The organism is Ruegeria sp. AU67, from assembly GCF_900312795.1.
GTDB classification, from domain to species: Bacteria; Pseudomonadota; Alphaproteobacteria; order Rhodobacterales; family Rhodobacteraceae; genus Ruegeria; species Ruegeria atlantica.
The window spans coordinates 271,897-286,135 of record NZ_OMPH01000019.1; the positions used below are offsets into that span (position 1 = coordinate 271,897).

12 protein-coding genes and 1 tRNA gene are annotated in these 14,239 nt (G+C 52.5%); 9 read left to right on the top strand and 4 right to left on the bottom strand.

All coding sequences use genetic code 11. The annotated features are described in order from the left end of the window. Window positions 1-37 precede the first annotated feature (37 nt). The 8 genes from sufC (at window position 38) to DK510_RS09640 (ending at window position 6,850) form a co-directional block, all read left to right on the top strand. Entirely contained in the window at window positions 38-793 is a 756-nt protein-coding gene (gene sufC / locus DK510_RS09605) for a Fe-S cluster assembly ATPase SufC (protein ID WP_109311872.1), read from the top strand. Then, the gene (locus tag DK510_RS09610; RefSeq protein WP_109311873.1) at window positions 793-2,073 is read left to right on the top strand and encodes a SufD family Fe-S cluster assembly protein; all 1,281 of its coding nucleotides are present in this window, start codon (window positions 793-795) and stop codon (window positions 2,071-2,073) included. The genes sufC and DK510_RS09610 overlap by 1 nt, the downstream gene beginning before the upstream one ends. After that, on the top strand, window positions 2,073-2,558 hold the full coding sequence (locus DK510_RS09615; RefSeq protein WP_109311874.1) for a YIP1 family protein: 486 nt from the start codon (window positions 2,073-2,075) through the stop codon (window positions 2,556-2,558). Before DK510_RS09610 ends, DK510_RS09615 begins: the two co-directional genes overlap by 1 nt. After that, a complete protein-coding gene (locus tag DK510_RS09620; RefSeq protein ID WP_109311875.1) occupies window positions 2,555-3,121 on the top strand; it encodes a Yip1 family protein in 567 nt (188 codons plus the stop codon). The genes DK510_RS09615 and DK510_RS09620 overlap by 4 nt, the downstream gene beginning before the upstream one ends. A gap of 13 nt (window positions 3,122-3,134) precedes the next feature. Beyond that, window positions 3,135-4,355, top strand: a complete 1,221-nt coding sequence (locus DK510_RS09625; protein WP_109311876.1) for a cysteine desulfurase — start codon at window positions 3,135-3,137, stop codon at window positions 4,353-4,355. Window positions 4,356-4,421: 66 nt separating this feature from the next. Continuing rightward, window positions 4,422-4,498, top strand: a tRNA-Arg gene (locus DK510_RS09630). Between the two features lie 75 nt (window positions 4,499-4,573). Beyond that, window positions 4,574-4,972 (top strand): hypothetical protein, encoded by a 399-nt coding sequence (locus DK510_RS09635; protein WP_160116490.1) that lies wholly within the window; start codon window positions 4,574-4,576, stop codon window positions 4,970-4,972. Between the two features lie 975 nt (window positions 4,973-5,947). Continuing rightward, window positions 5,948-6,850, top strand: coding sequence for a hypothetical protein (locus DK510_RS09640; RefSeq protein WP_109311878.1), 903 nt, complete (start codon window positions 5,948-5,950; stop codon window positions 6,848-6,850). A gap of 366 nt (window positions 6,851-7,216) precedes the next feature. Here the strand turns inward: DK510_RS09640 and DK510_RS22795 are convergent, their stop codons facing one another. Beyond that, window positions 7,217-7,528 carry a hypothetical protein gene (locus tag DK510_RS22795; protein ID WP_160116491.1) on the bottom strand — a complete coding sequence of 104 codons (312 nt, stop codon included), beginning with the start codon at window positions 7,526-7,528 and terminating at the stop codon, window positions 7,217-7,219. Here DK510_RS22795 and DK510_RS09645 point away from each other — a divergent pair. Further along, on the top strand, window positions 7,499-9,013 hold the full coding sequence (locus DK510_RS09645; protein ID WP_109311879.1) for an amidohydrolase: 1,515 nt from the start codon (window positions 7,499-7,501) through the stop codon (window positions 9,011-9,013). The two genes, DK510_RS22795 and DK510_RS09645, sit on opposite strands and share 30 nt — an antisense overlap. A 415-nt stretch (window positions 9,014-9,428) precedes the next feature. On the opposite strand, the gene DK510_RS09650 is transcribed toward DK510_RS09645, so the two are convergent. The 3 genes from DK510_RS09650 to DK510_RS09660 form a co-directional block, all read right to left on the bottom strand. Beyond that, on the bottom strand, window positions 9,429-10,115 hold the full coding sequence (locus DK510_RS09650) for a c-type cytochrome (RefSeq protein ID WP_234999001.1): 687 nt from the start codon (window positions 10,113-10,115) through the stop codon (window positions 9,429-9,431). 404 nt (window positions 10,116-10,519) lie between these two features. Next, a complete protein-coding gene (locus DK510_RS09655; protein ID WP_109311880.1) occupies window positions 10,520-11,350 on the bottom strand; it encodes a glutathione S-transferase family protein in 831 nt (276 codons plus the stop codon). Window positions 11,351-11,517: 167 nt separating this feature from the next. Further along, window positions 11,518-13,281, bottom strand: coding sequence for an adenylate/guanylate cyclase domain-containing protein (locus DK510_RS09660; protein WP_109311881.1), 1,764 nt, complete (start codon window positions 13,279-13,281; stop codon window positions 11,518-11,520). Between the last annotated feature and the right edge of the window lie 958 nt (window positions 13,282-14,239).

Here is a 14,239-nt window from a genome sequence, read left to right on the forward strand (position 1 = left end):
GCCGGATGGCCCCTTGCGGTACGCAAAAGGACAAAAAATGCTGGAAATCAAAAACCTGCACGTGAAACTTGAGGAAGAAGAAAAGCAAATCCTCAAAGGCGTCGACCTGACGGTCGAGGCCGGCAAGGTGCATGCGATCATGGGGCCAAACGGCTCGGGCAAGTCGACGCTCAGCTATGTGCTGTCGGGCCGCGATGGGTACGAAGTGACCGAAGGCTCTGCCACGCTGGAAGGTGAGGACCTTTTGGAGATGGAGCCGGAAGAGCGCGCTGCTGCGGGTGTCTTCCTGGCGTTCCAATACCCTGTTGAGATCCCGGGTGTTGGCAACATGACCTTCCTGCGCACGGCCGTGAACGCTCAGCGCAAGGCGCGCGGCGAAGAAGAGCTGTCGGCAGCGGATTTCCTGAAGGAAGTCCGGGCCAAGGCAAAATCGCTGAAAATCGACGCGGACATGCTCAAGCGTCCGGTAAACGTTGGCTTCTCAGGCGGTGAGAAGAAGCGGAACGAAATCCTGCAGATGGCGATGCTGGAACCCAAGATGTGCATCCTGGACGAAACGGATTCAGGTCTGGACGTCGATGCGATGAAACTGGTGGCCGAGGGCGTGAACGCGCTGCGTGATGAAGGCCGTGGTTTCCTGGTCATCACCCACTATCAACGCCTGTTGGACCACATCAAACCTGATGTTGTGCATATCATGGCGGACGGTCGCATCGTTAAAACCGGTGGTCCCGAACTGGCGTTGGAAGTTGAAAACAACGGTTATGCCGACATCCTGGCCGAGGTGAACTGATGGCTTTGCCCGAAGTAAAACAAACCGCGACCGAGGCACGGCTGGCCACGCTGACCATGCCCGAAGCCGGTTGCACGCGTGCCGCGCGCGAAGACGCGCTGGCGCGAGTGCTGGAAATGGGTCTGCCGGGGCGGCGCGACGAATATTGGAAGTACACGCGCCCTGACACCCTGATCTCGGCCGAGCAGCCGCATGCAGCATTGTTCCACTCAGACGAGCCGCTGCTGTTTGGCAATCTCGACCGGTTGAAGATCGTTTTCATCGACGGTGTGTTCAGCGCTGAAGACTCGGATGATCTAGAGCTGGAAGGTGTCAACATCGATCGGATCGAGGATATCTGTTGTAAGGATATTCACTGGGCGAAAGAGTTGTACGGCGTTCTGGAATCGCGCGGGCAATCCCCGGTTCAGCGGCCGTTGGCTGCTTTGAATACCGCCTTTGCCGCAGATGGCGTTGCGATCCACGTCACCGGCAAACCGACCAAGCCGATCAGCCTGATCTATCGCCATGCATCCGAGATCTCGGACGCCATGCTGCATCACATCATCCGTGTCGAAAGCGGCGCTGAAGTGACGGTTCTGGAAAATGGTCCTGCGGCATCACGGTTCAACAAATGCATCGAGATCGACATCGCCGATGGCGGTACGCTGCATCACGTGCGCGCGCAGGGCAGGGACCACGAACGTCGCGCTGCGACACACATGTTCACGCGTCTGGGTCAGGAATCTGTCTATAAATCCTTCACGCTGACTGTGAATGGCATTCTGACCCGCAACGAACAGGTAATCGAACTGACCGGTGACGACGCTATAGCTCATGTGGCGGGTGCTTGTGTTGGCGACGGCGATTTTCATCATGACGACACGGTTTTCGTTACGCATGACGCGGTGAACTGTGAGAGCCGTCAGGTCTTTAAGAAAGTTCTGCGCAACGGCGCGACCGGCGTGTTCCAGGGTAAGATCCTGGTCAAGGAAGGCGCACAGAAGACTGATGGATATCAGATCAGCCAATCCTTGCTGCTGGATGATGACAGCCAGTTTCTCGCCAAGCCCGAGCTTGAGATCTATGCCGACGATGTTGCGTGTTCGCATGGCTCAACCTCGGGTGCGATTGATGAGACGGCGCTGTTTTACCTGCGTTCGCGTGGGGTTTCGGTTAAGGACGCCACCAATATGCTGACGCTGGCATTTTTGGCCGAAGCCGTCGATGAGATCGAGGATGAGGTATTGGCTGAGGCCATCGTAAACCGCCTTGAAGGCTGGCTGTCGCGACACATCTGATGCCTTTGACCTCGGATATCGTGGCCACCTATCGGGGGCCGGGTCGTGTCGTGCGGCGGCTTCTTGATCTAGGCCCGCGCGAGGACCGGGCGCTGATGTTTGTCATGGCGTTTTGCATTGTGGCATTCATCGCGCAATTGCCCAGCCTTGCGCGACGCGCGCATATCGAAGGACTAGAGCTGGATATGCTGATGGGCGGTGCCTTGATGGGCACTGTCATTATCCTGCCTCTGTTTTTCTACCTGCTGGCATTTGTCTCATACGGCGCGGCCCGGTTGGTCGGCGGTCAGGGGACGTCCTATGGCGCTAGATTGGCACTTTTCTGGGCGCTATTGTCCTCAACACCTCTGGTTTTGTTGAATGGTTTGGTCGGCGGTTTCATAGGATCTGGCCCGGCCCTGACACTCGTCGGGATCGTCTGGTTCGCAGTGTTCCTGTGGTTCTGGCTGGCAGGTCTCAGTCAAGCGCAAAGGCGGCAAGCATGAATCCCACTGGCTTTGTTGATCTTGCGATTTTGACCCTGACACACCCCGCCCAAGCGGCCCGGCGCCTTTTGGACATGCGCCCGGGGCGAGAAATCTTATGGCTTTCTTTCTTTCTGGCCGTGGTGCTCAACGGCCTTGTGCAACTGGGTATTGATCATTTGCTTCCAGTCCCCGGTGATGAATCCGTACCCCCACCTACGCCTGTATTCCTGGGTCTGGTCCGATCTGCCGGCGCCATGCTGCTAAGCGTCGGGGCATTTCTGTTCGTAGGGAGGTTTCTGGGTGGCCGTGCAACATTCGATGACATCCTGACGCTGACCATCTGGCTGCAGTACCTTCAGATCGCTGCGATGGTGATCACGCTGGTCATTACGATCGTGCTGCCGTTTTTGATGCTGATGTTTTTGCTGGCCACGGCGATTATCAGCCTTTACGTCACGCTCCATTTTCTGAATGAAGCGCATCAGTTCGGTTCGCTTGCTAAATCCTTCGGGGTCATCGTGTTATCTGCTTTGATTGCAGTGCCCTTTGTCCTCGCATTAACGCCCGGCGGCCCCGTATAGGGAATAAAAGACCATGTATGACGTGCAGAAAATCCGCTCAGACTTTCCAATCCTGTCTCGGGAAGTGAACGGCAAGCCGTTGACCTATCTGGACAATGGCGCATCGGCGCAAAAACCGCAGGTCGTGATTGATGCGGTGACACGGGCATATTCCGAAGAATACGCGAATGTTCACCGCGGCCTGCATTACCTGTCCAATCTGGCGACCGAGAAATACGAATCCGTTCGGGGAACCATCGCCCGTTTTCTGGGCGCGGCGGACGAGGATGAGATTGTCTTGAACTCGGGCACGACCGAGGGGATCAACCTGGTCGCCTATGGCTGGGCCATGCCGCGCATGGAGGCCGGAGATGAGATCGTGCTGAGCGTGATGGAACACCACGCCAATATCGTTCCCTGGCATTTCCTGCGTGAACGTCAGGGCGTCGTCCTGAAATGGGTCGACGTGAACGCGGACGGAGGGCTTGACCCGCAGGCCGTGATCGACGCGATCGGTCCCAAGACCAAGCTGGTTGCAGTGACGCAGTGTTCGAACGTGTTGGGCACAGTGGTCGACGTCAAAGCGATCACGGAAGGCGCGCACGCGAAAGGCGTTCCGGTGCTGGTCGATGGCAGCCAGGGCGCTGTGCACATGCCGGTCAATGTCGCCGACATCGGCTGCGATTTCTACGCAATCACCGGCCACAAGCTTTATGGCCCGTCAGGGTCCGGTGCAATCTACATCAAATCCGAACGCATGGCCGAGATGCGCCCCTTTTTCGGTGGCGGCGACATGATCAAAGAGGTCAGCAAGGACCAGGTGATCTACAACGACCCGCCAATGAAGTTCGAGGCCGGAACACCCGGCATTGTCCAAACCATCGGTCTGGGTGTTGCGCTGGATTACATGATGGATCTGGGGATGGAAAATATCGCCGCTCATGAGGCTGGGTTGCGCGACTATGCCATGCAGAGACTGACTGGTCTGAACTGGTTGCAGGTTCAGGGCACACGCCCGGACAAAGCCGCGATCTTCAGCTTTACCATGGACGGGGCAGGGCACGCGCATGATGTCTCGACCATTCTGGACAAGAAAGGCGTGGCTGTCCGTGCCGGTCATCACTGCGCTGGTCCTCTTATGGATTTCTACGGTGTCACCGCGACTTGCCGCGCAAGCTTTGGTCTGTACAACACCACGGACGAGGTGGACATACTGATCGACGCGCTGGAATTGGCACACGATTTGTTTGCGTGAAACCTGGCCGATCCGGAAAGATTTGCAGTTGCACCCGGATCAGAACAAGGTTAGCTAACGGCCAAGGCACCTGTAGCTCAGCTGGATAGAGCGCTGCCCTCCGAAGGCAGAGGCCAGAGGTTCGAATCCTCTCAGGTGCGCCATTATCGCTATATTTCTAAGGTTTATTGGGCAAAATAGCCGCTTCTGTACCACTTTTGCAGGAGTTTAAGTACCACATGGCTATCGTGATGAAGATCAAATATCTCGACAAGCTCAAGGAAGGCTTCAGGTTCAAGCGCAGGTTCCCTAAGGACGTTGCTCAGGTCACCGGAAGAGAGTTTTTTCAAGCTCGGTTTGCAGTGAAGGAAGAGGGGCCTGTTCTGCTCCGTGAGCATGCCGCCTTGCTGAGAGATTTTGAAGATACCGTCAGGGCTGGCAGAAGGCAGGCTACAGGTTCGGAAGAAGTGCCACCTAGAGAGAGATGGTATCGTGCTCTCACAGAAGCAGAGAGGCTTGTCGATGAACTGCCTGATGAAGACCTCAGGGACGTCCTAGCAGATGAGATGCACAAGCTAGGGTCTGACCCCATGCTGCTCAAAGCCATTCGTGACCCTGAGGCTAACAGTGGCCTATAGGGTTACTACTACGTATGCGGAGGGACCTTTAACCAACGCCACCCTTGCTACACTGTGTGCAACTTGGCTTTTCAACTGATAACGCCCTTATGCACAGACACGTCGATATAATCTGACGGGACCTGAGCCCCGCCATCTCAAGACAACAATCATCAGAAGTACACATGAAGTGCCCGATAGGTTCCGCTTAAGGGAAACTCACGGGATTTGCTAGGGTGAGATGTCCAGCACACAGGACGCTTCACCACAGACGGTCTGCTATCAGTCTTCCTGTCGGTCGGTGATAACGCAATGCTGACATCGCCTCGCAGTTCCATGAAAAGAGGCAATTCGGAAATTCTGTGTACGGCATGTATGTGGGTGAATTTACACAGTCTGGCCATCAACCCTGCCTGACGAGCGTTTACTTACCTCACGTGGGAGGGATTTTTATAAGTATATGATATAAAACATCTTTCTAAGTGGCCCTTTGCGGATATCTAAAGGCCGACGAACGCTTGCTTACTGCTGCAGCTTGGGGGCGAGGGTGTCTAACGTCACTCACGTCACAGCCAAAGGTCCGCCTTAACCGACAAAAATGACCTGCGGGTTGTTAAATCAGTGCCTTAGGCTCTGGACCTATAAATGCAAAATCTGCTCACTGGCGGCAAAGCGGGCGTTCAGGCAGATTGCAGCGAACGGCTGCTCCGAGCCCATAATGTCCGATGCTGCGCAGTGCATAAAGGTCTGCTTCGGTGAAATCTGTTGAGCTCTGCACTTTTGTTGAACCTCACTCGAATAAGTGCCATGCTAAGTGTAATTTTGAACAGAAACTTGGCAAGATCTGACCGAAGGATGGATTCACTCCTTTGATTTACTTTTATTGTTTTTTCTACCTTTTGGCTTGGATTTTCGGGGTAAAACAACGAGGCAATGATGCCGCGAAAACCAAGAGAAATGGTGTTTGGCTAACCGTTATCTCTCTGCTTACTACGGTTGCCTTTTTTTTTGATAAGCGGCATAAAAATCGGTGGCCTTATTTTTGGTGCCATACCACTTTTTCTTCTTTTTCCCATACTCGCGCTTGGAATTGGCCTTGTCACTTCAGCAGTTGCAAATGACCTTGCAAACCGAGACCTGACGATTTCTGCCCATGCCGTCCTGGTAATCTCGTTGGTCGGCCCTTCTTTGGCAATTCTGTTTTTATGGTGGAACCAACACATAGATGAACAGCAGCGCCGGGATGACTTGGCTGCTTTCCAGGCTGGCGAGCTTGCTGGGCAAATCGGTGACGAAGAGATTCGTTTTCCCGCAAGTCCACAGCTCGAGACCATTCATTCGTGTAGGGGAGATCAGCACTGCTACACGAAATTTTGGCGCAGTGGAGACACACTGCAAGACATGGTTGCATATGGGGCGGGCGAAGTCAGTTTTACTGAAATTGAGTTGATCCCCGTGCATAGCACATGTGACGGTCCCACCGCGCCACAAAACGCATGTTTGAAACAGTCCGAACTTCAGAGGTGGTGTGACACAAGGGCGGCGCTTTCTGAGAGCATCTGGTGCCTGGGGAGGCCAAGGCATAGGGTGGTATTCTCGCCTGTGGCTGAAGGCTATTTGCGGCAATTCCGGGAGGAAAACTGGTTAGGTGCTGATACAGATAGCCTCGGGACAGATTATGTTGGCGATCCTATTGCAATTGAATGCAATGCCCGCCGCGATGAAAGCATACTGAACAACCCTCACCTTAGTCGCTATTGCCGTCTCAAGTTTAGCGTTGCTGCTGATGTGATTGCCGCTGTCTATCTTGATAGGTTTGAGCCTTCTGAAATGAAATTGCAGGCAACAACCATGTTTGAATATGCGAGTGTAATCTGGGCGAGCGTAATCCAACAATGATCGATCCAAGTGTGCCGACGATGTAGCTTCGTTTTTAAAGCGAACGCGTGTTGAGCAGACATTGATGCAAATACAACAAAGGTCTGCTTCGTCCGCAGAGCGGTAATTCAGACGGAACGCAGCGAACGACCGCTCTGAGCCCAGAGCAGCCGTCAGTCTCAAACGTAGCATCGGTAACTAAGGGCGGATACCGGTCATTCGCTGCACTCTGAACCAAGGTCTGAACAGCGGGATCTTCCGGGCATTCGATCAAAAGTCGTCAATTGGCAGAACGGACCAATCGATATTCTGTGCGTCGCTAAATTTGCTTTGCACAATTCGTGACTTGTGGAAGTATGTTTTGAAACTGAGACATTTCCCAGTAGCTTAAAAAGGCTCTAATTTATCCATGAAAGAGTTCCAGGCATGAAGATTCAAACCCTGCGAAACAGCTTCTTCGCGTCCGTGGCCGTAATCTTGCCAAGCATCGCTGCAGCACAAATAGCTGACACCGTGTTTGTTAATGGCACAATTCACACGATGGATGAGTAACGCCCCGCTGCCGAAGCGATTGCCATATCGGGTCAGCAAATTTCCTATGTCGGCAATGGCAACGGGGTTCAGTCTCTGATTGGTGCCGACACTAAGGTTGTCGATCTCCAGGGCAAAATGGTGCTTCCCGGTTTCATCAGCGGCCACGAGCATCTTGTGGCGTCGGGATGGACGCAGTTGGGTGTGAAACTGGGATCAGGGCAGTCCAAGGATGATTATCTCAAGCTTATCAATGAATATGCTGATGCCAATTCGGATGAGGCATACATCCGCGGCATCGGCTGGAACGCCACTTTGATGGGCGGCGAATTCACGGCCGCCGATCTGGATGCAATTGTGCCGGACAGGCCCGTGTTTTTGCAAGACTACACCATTCACGACGCATGGCTCAATTCTAAGGCGATGGAAATGGGTGGCGTTACCAAGGATACACCAGACCCGGTTCCCGGGTTGATTTACTGGGTGCGGGACGACAGTGGAACTCCAACTGGATACGCCAAGGAATTCGCATGGATGGGAGCCTATGTTGAATCAGGAGCTTGGCAACCGGAGACAATGATCCCTGAGAGCCAGCCCGTGCTTTATGATCTTGCGGCAAGCTTTGGTTACACAACTTACATTAACCAAGGGTTGGTTACGCCAAATATCAAATCGCAATCCAAGCATCATGAAGACAACAGGGTTGCACTGGATATCCTTCAAAACCAGGCTGAAGCAGGTGAATTGAAGCTTCGAACCCTGATGATGACGCTGGTCAAGGGTGATGACTTTTCCGCCGACGATGCGGTTGCCAACACGCTTGAGCTCAAGGAAGATTTCGATAGTGACGATGTGCGCGTTCTTGGCATCAAAATTCACCCTGAGGGCGTCCATACGAGTCACGCGTCGATTATGCTTGAACCGTGGCTTGACCAGCCTGAGAAAAAGGCCGTTCGTGGTGTCTCTGCAGAGTTGACTGACGAAATCATTATGAAGGCGAACGCTGCCGGACTCGATGTTGCGGTGCACGTCGATGGGGACAAAACTGTTCGTGAAACCGTAGACTCGTTTGTAAGTGCCAAGAAAAACGGCTTTGAAGACGCGCGCAACTCGTTGCAGCACTTGGCCTTTGCACATCCGGACGACATCGAGCGTATCATTGAGCACAATATCCTGTCGAACATCACACCGATTTGGGGAACTTCGTGGAGCGGTGGCCTTGACGGCGCGTTGAACATCATGGGGCTGGCGCGGACGGTGAATGAATTTCAGCGTATCCGCACATTGATAGACGCCGGCGCTCCGGTTAGCATTGGGGCAGACGTGCCCAGTACAGACCCTGATCTCATGGGGGCTTTGACACTGTGCGAAGCAGCTGTGACGCGCCTTGATCCGTCGAACCCTGAGGATGATCGGTACTTCCCACCTGTGTATCAGGCGCTGACACTTGAGCAGTGTTTGTATGCTGCCACAATGGGGGGTGCCTATGACGCAAGGATGGAGGACAAAGTCGGGAGCCTGACCTTTGGCAAATACGCCGATCTGGTCATTCTCGAGACAAATCTCTATTCGGTTCTGCCGACGGAAATTGCCGACGTCAAAATTCTGGCCACAATGAAAGGTGGGAAGTTCACCTACGGCGGTGAGTTTTAGGTATTTGTCAAAACGGTAACCTACATGACTGGACCTGCTTAGAAATCACAGCGGACCTTCACCGCAACGACCACTAAGGTCGGCTATGGGTCGAACGCACCAGTCCGGCGGATTACCATGAACGGCAGAAAAGTCTGCAGAGCGGTCGTTCATGCCTAGTACAGCCTATGTCTACTTCGAGCCCAATGTTGTCGTCGGTTCCGAGCGCAGCATCGGTCGTAAACCGCAAGTTGAATTTTATTGAGCGTAGAGCGAGTTTGTCCGCATAGCACACATTTGCTGAATTCTGCTGAACGGCCGCACCGAGTCCAAAGCGGACACCAAAACACTAAGATGTATCTCGCTCAGCCCTCCAGACGCCAAACACATAGCTGTACTACGATGTGCCACCCCTAGCGACCTCTCGTGCGAAAAATTAGGGATCGGGTAGAGGCGGGATGGTGCGTAGATACATCACAATGGCCTCAAGATCTTCGGGCGACATCGTTGCATAGTAGGCGTAACCCATCGGCGGTTGCATTTGTGTCCCGTCTGGGCGTTTACCCGAAACGATCATGGTTTTCAGCTCTTCATCCGTATATCCGACAAGTCCATCTTCGTGGCTCGTGATATTGGGAGCGACGGATACCCCCCACGGTCCATGGAACTCGAACCCACCTGCGCCAAGATGAGTTTCGAACATAGGACCCTTGGGGCCGAATGTCGTATGGCATTCCGTGCAATGCGCGACTGGCCCTGCGAGATATGCGCCATATTCGACAGTTGCGCCTTGCGGTGGCGCTGAAACAGTATCAATCGGCGGACCGTAGTCCGGAGGAAGTGGAAAGCCATACGTTGAACCGGGCGTCTCATTGCCACTCGCAGGCATTGTTCTGAGAAACATAACCATCGACATGACGTCGTCATCACTCAGACCGCGATATAAGCCGATCGGCATAGGCGGTCCTATGACCGTACCATCCGGACGAATACCTTCGCGTATCGCTCGGGCAAGCTCTTCGTCACTCCAATCCGCAACCCGGCTACCGGGTGTTATGTTGACAGCCCAGGCCTCCATCATTTCGTTCTTTTCAACCATCATACCGCCCAGCTCGTTGGACATATCAGGCCCATTTGGTCCTTGTGGTGTATGGCAATTTCCGCACGCCGCAGGACCACGGACGAGGTATTCACCACGTTCCAAACTCGGTTCGGCCATCGCCGCAAACGGAAAAGAAATAGCTGAAATAGCTATGATTAGTTTTTGCATAATTTGTCCCCCCAACGTTGGGTGTGAACCGGTCAACAATAAAATACTCGTTTAAAGTCCCAACAATTTGAGATCATACATTACTTTGAGAAAATCCAAAAACTTTGCCGCTCCACGTTCGCTTCATTAACGAAACTTCCGTTTGATCTGCAGGCAAAGAGTGATTTGTAGAGTTCTTCCCAACCTCCTCAAGCCGATTGCATAGGGCGAGCGTTCACCCATGATGAATGCCATCAGGAGGTTGGATTTAGGTAAGCCTAATTTGTGGGGGCTGGTCCTAGTCCCGCATTGGCGACAACCAAACCAAGTTCTTCGTCTGAAACCGTTCCAGAGTACTTGTCCCGCGGAGGCATAGGTCTGGTTTTCCAATGTGGTTCAAACGTGAAGCTGGACATATTTCGACCGTCCACCAATGCACCGTTCCCAGCGCCCAGTGCGTAATCATAATAAAGTTTGAGAATCTCTTCTTCCGTCACCTGTTCAGTCGCCGCGTGTTTCAAACAGGCAGCCCTCCATTTTTTGACACGGGCATAATCGTCGCCAATGGGCAATTCGAAATCCTCATAGTAGTCAAGAAACCAAAAACGCTTGAATACCGGCGTAAAAACCGCCTCTGCTAATCCGAAATCATCAAACAAGAATACGCCGTTCGGATTGTGGGCAAGCAGGAAGTCGTTAAGATCGCGGTACAGTGCAAGCAGCTTTTCGTTGTGCACATCTTTCTGCCCTTGGTCCTGGTTCATGACATAGACATAGCCTGCCATTGTGAATGGACCCTCCTTGGCAATCAACATAGACTCCACTGCGTGTTCGCCAGGGTCAGAGCGCCGCAGTTTTGGCCCCTCGAGTACTTCGTCAAGGTAACGAAGAATAACCAGACTTTCCTTTACAATCTGACCTTCCGCGGTTTCGAGAACTGGAAGCGCCGTTGTTCCACGTGTTTTTCTTAGAAGCTCTGGATCGCGAGGTTTCGTGATGTCCACGACGCGGAATTCAACTGCATCTTGCAGACCTCGAAGTGCCAACAGAATCTCAAGACGCTGAGAAAAGGGGCATACAGGGATATGATAGACGGTATGCTTTGCCATGTTGATTAATCCAGTGGAGAGCTGATGAAGGTCACGTCGTGTTGCTGCCACTTTAGGCTAAGGATTGTTTGCCACAAAGGAAAAGTCTGCAATGTCATCAAAGTGGACTTCTGACACGATTTGGAAAATGACCGCATCGAGCCTCGAACGGGCTTCTTTACGTCTCTTTAATCCGGCAATCCTGCGGCTTTCAGGCCCGCCACAATCTTTAGTCTGTGCTCTTCCTTTGCGTAGGGCAATTGGGAATTCAGTGTGGATACCGTAGCTACAGGGATCAATTCGAGAAGTCTCGAACCGGCTTCCTCTGCTTCTTGTAATTTGCCCTGCGCCGTTTTTGCCGCCGACAAAAATATATAGTTCATGGGAAACTGAGGCGCGTTTCGTATTGCTGCCTGCAAGTATTCGATAGCTTCTTCATAGCGGTCAAGCTGCAACATTAGGTGACCATAATTCAGAAGGTAAATGGGTGGGGTATGTGGTTCTAACCGCATAGCTCGGTCCATTGGCGCAATTGCCAACTCCGGTGTTCCCGCATAGATAAGTGAAGAAGCCTGCCACAGATGTCCATCAGAGGAATTAGGGTCCAGTGATAAGGCTGTTTCATGCTCAGAAAGAGCTCTTTCGAACCCATCGCCCCACATATGCATCCAACCCAGAAACGCGTGGGCGGCAGCAAGGTTTGGGTCTATCTTGGCGGCACGTTCGGCCTCAGCCAAAGCTTCGTCGAACGCATTGTGGTGGCTGTTCCATTTGAAGAACCAAGCATGGAATTTTAAGTAGCTTCTAACGGCCATAGCATAGGCGAAGTTTGGGTCAGCTTCTAAAGCTTTGGTGAATATTGCCTGCGCTTCGGCGTTGGCTTGCGGACCCGGTTCACGATAGCGCAGTCGGCCTTTAAGAAACCAGTCACGCGCTTCAGTATTCTTTGTGTATTGACTGCCAAGACGATTTTCCTCGCCTTCCCGCAACTGTATAGACAGCGCGTCGACAATTTCTCCTGTTATCTCGTCTTGCAGGTCAAAAACATCTTCCAGCGTTCCGTCCCTGCGATTGGCCCAGACGTGACTTCCATTCGCGGTTTCAACTAGCTGAGCGTTCATGCGAACCCGGTTGCCTGCCTTGCGGATACTGCCCTCAAGAACATAGTGAACACCCAACTCCTTGCCGACGCGTCGCAGATCTACTGCCTTGTCTTTGTAAACAAAAGAAGAGTTGCGACCGATGACTAACAAGCCAGACAATTTTGAGAGGTCGGTGATCAGGTCCTCTGTCATGCCGTCTGCAAAGTACTCTTGCTCTGCATCACCTGACATATTGTCGAACGGCAAAACCGCTATAGACGGAATTTCTGGCAAGCTCGGGGTTGAAATCAACCCTGAATCTGAGGTGGATTTTTTAGTATTTGCGTCATCATTTGCCGAGTTCGTCCATTTCCAGATGCGGATAGGCTCTACAATGTTTTTTACCTGCTGAGCTCCCGCGTCCTGAAAAGGCACATCCAAGCGGTGCTTGATCTGTTCATGGACCGAGGCCGAAATGCAAATTCCGCCAGGATCAGACAGCGTCTCCAATCTTGAAGCCACGTTTACCCCATCGCCATGAATGTCGTCACCTTCCACCACAACGTCGCCGATATTTATGCCGACACGAAAAGTAATCTCGTGATCGCCTGGTGCTTCTCCGTTGCGTGAATGGATAGATTTTTGAATATCGTAGGCGCATAAAACCGCGTCGACAGCGCTTGCAAACTCCGTCAGTACTCCGTCGCCCATCCATTTGACCACTCGACCTTCGTGTTTTGCAAAGGCGGGCTCGATGACGTTTTGCCGTAGTTCGCGCAAGTGCTCTAATGTCCGTTCTTCATTCACGCGGACGAGGCGCGAGTAACCCACTACATCTGCTGCAAATATTGCAGCAAGTCTTCGTTTCATGCACGCCCCTCCCTAAACGGGGTAGATTAGACTCACCAACAACTGAAATCCAGTTTTTGATTGTATCTCCCGCTCAACAAGATTGCGGCGGTTAAGCTAAACACTGTCAGCAACTACTGGGTCTTGAAGCAACAATGCCGTGAGAGAATTTTCATCCAGCGCCGCGCTATAGCGCGATGTAAAAACCAGAAACTACAACGTATTTTCGTGCAGGAGGCCGCATTGATATGTTCTGGTGTGCACCGAATTAGTCATGCATTTTCAGTGCAGTGAAAGTTGTGTCGATGAGTGTCGGCTTTGTCCGCAGAGCGGTCATGTCGTCGATTTTTGGCAACGTCCGGTGCCGGAAACAGCAGCCGTTGTATTTGTGCCTCGTTCGTAGGTCCAGAGTCTAAACCGATCACGCTTCCGACTACGATGCCGTCATTTTGACAAATTTGTGAGCCTCGGTTGCCGTCGGTTTTTTTCAAAATTGGCCTTTGGCGGAAACGAAAATAATATCGGCGCGATATCACAAAGGTATGCTTGGGTTGAAAAACACTAAACTTCCGAATCCGCAAATTTGTTAAGAGGAAAACATGGGCAAGTTCATAGTGCACGGAGTTACTATCGCGTTGGTAACAGGTGGTGCGTTTATTGTTTAGGAGTTGAAAATATGGGGTTATTTCACAATACCTGATATGCCCGAAAACTCATTCTCCGTTTACTTCAGGAGTGAGTTTAGAGGAACTATGGTCGGTTTTGGCGAGGGAGCCGACCGAGATTACAAAGGCATTCCAAACGACGACACTCCTTCATGGTGTGCGGAGACTTGGTCAACGTGCCGCCAACTAGGTTCTGGACCCATTAATTTGGTTGTCGCCCTCTCGGTTGCGTGATTCAAGCGCCTGAGTTTCAGGGGTATATCATGAGCAACCTATTCTGGCTGACGGACGAACAGATGGCACGTCTTCAGCCT

What these genes read in the sequence shown, in the direction of transcription:
- DK510_RS09650 (WP_234999001.1), bottom strand. Translation starts at nt 10,115, where the DNA reads ATGTCCAACGAGCTGGGCGGTATGATGGTTGAAAAGAACGAAATGATG.
- DK510_RS09625 (WP_109311876.1), top strand. Translation starts at nt 3,135, where the DNA reads ATGTATGACGTGCAGAAAATCCGCTCAGACTTTCCAATCCTGTCTCGG.
- DK510_RS09635 (WP_160116490.1), top strand. Translation starts at nt 4,574, where the DNA reads ATGGCTATCGTGATGAAGATCAAATATCTCGACAAGCTCAAGGAAGGC.
- DK510_RS09660 (WP_109311881.1), bottom strand. Translation starts at nt 13,281, where the DNA reads ATGAAACGAAGACTTGCTGCAATATTTGCAGCAGATGTAGTGGGTTAC.
- sufC (WP_109311872.1), top strand. Translation starts at nt 38, where the DNA reads ATGCTGGAAATCAAAAACCTGCACGTGAAACTTGAGGAAGAAGAAAAG.
- DK510_RS09645 (WP_109311879.1), top strand. Translation starts at nt 7,499, where the DNA reads ATGGTGCTTCCCGGTTTCATCAGCGGCCACGAGCATCTTGTGGCGTCG.
- DK510_RS09615 (WP_109311874.1), top strand. Translation starts at nt 2,073, where the DNA reads ATGCCTTTGACCTCGGATATCGTGGCCACCTATCGGGGGCCGGGTCGT.
- DK510_RS09620 (WP_109311875.1), top strand. Translation starts at nt 2,555, where the DNA reads ATGAATCCCACTGGCTTTGTTGATCTTGCGATTTTGACCCTGACACAC.
- DK510_RS09610 (WP_109311873.1), top strand. Translation starts at nt 793, where the DNA reads ATGGCTTTGCCCGAAGTAAAACAAACCGCGACCGAGGCACGGCTGGCC.
- DK510_RS09655 (WP_109311880.1), bottom strand. Translation starts at nt 11,350, where the DNA reads ATGGCAAAGCATACCGTCTATCATATCCCTGTATGCCCCTTTTCTCAG.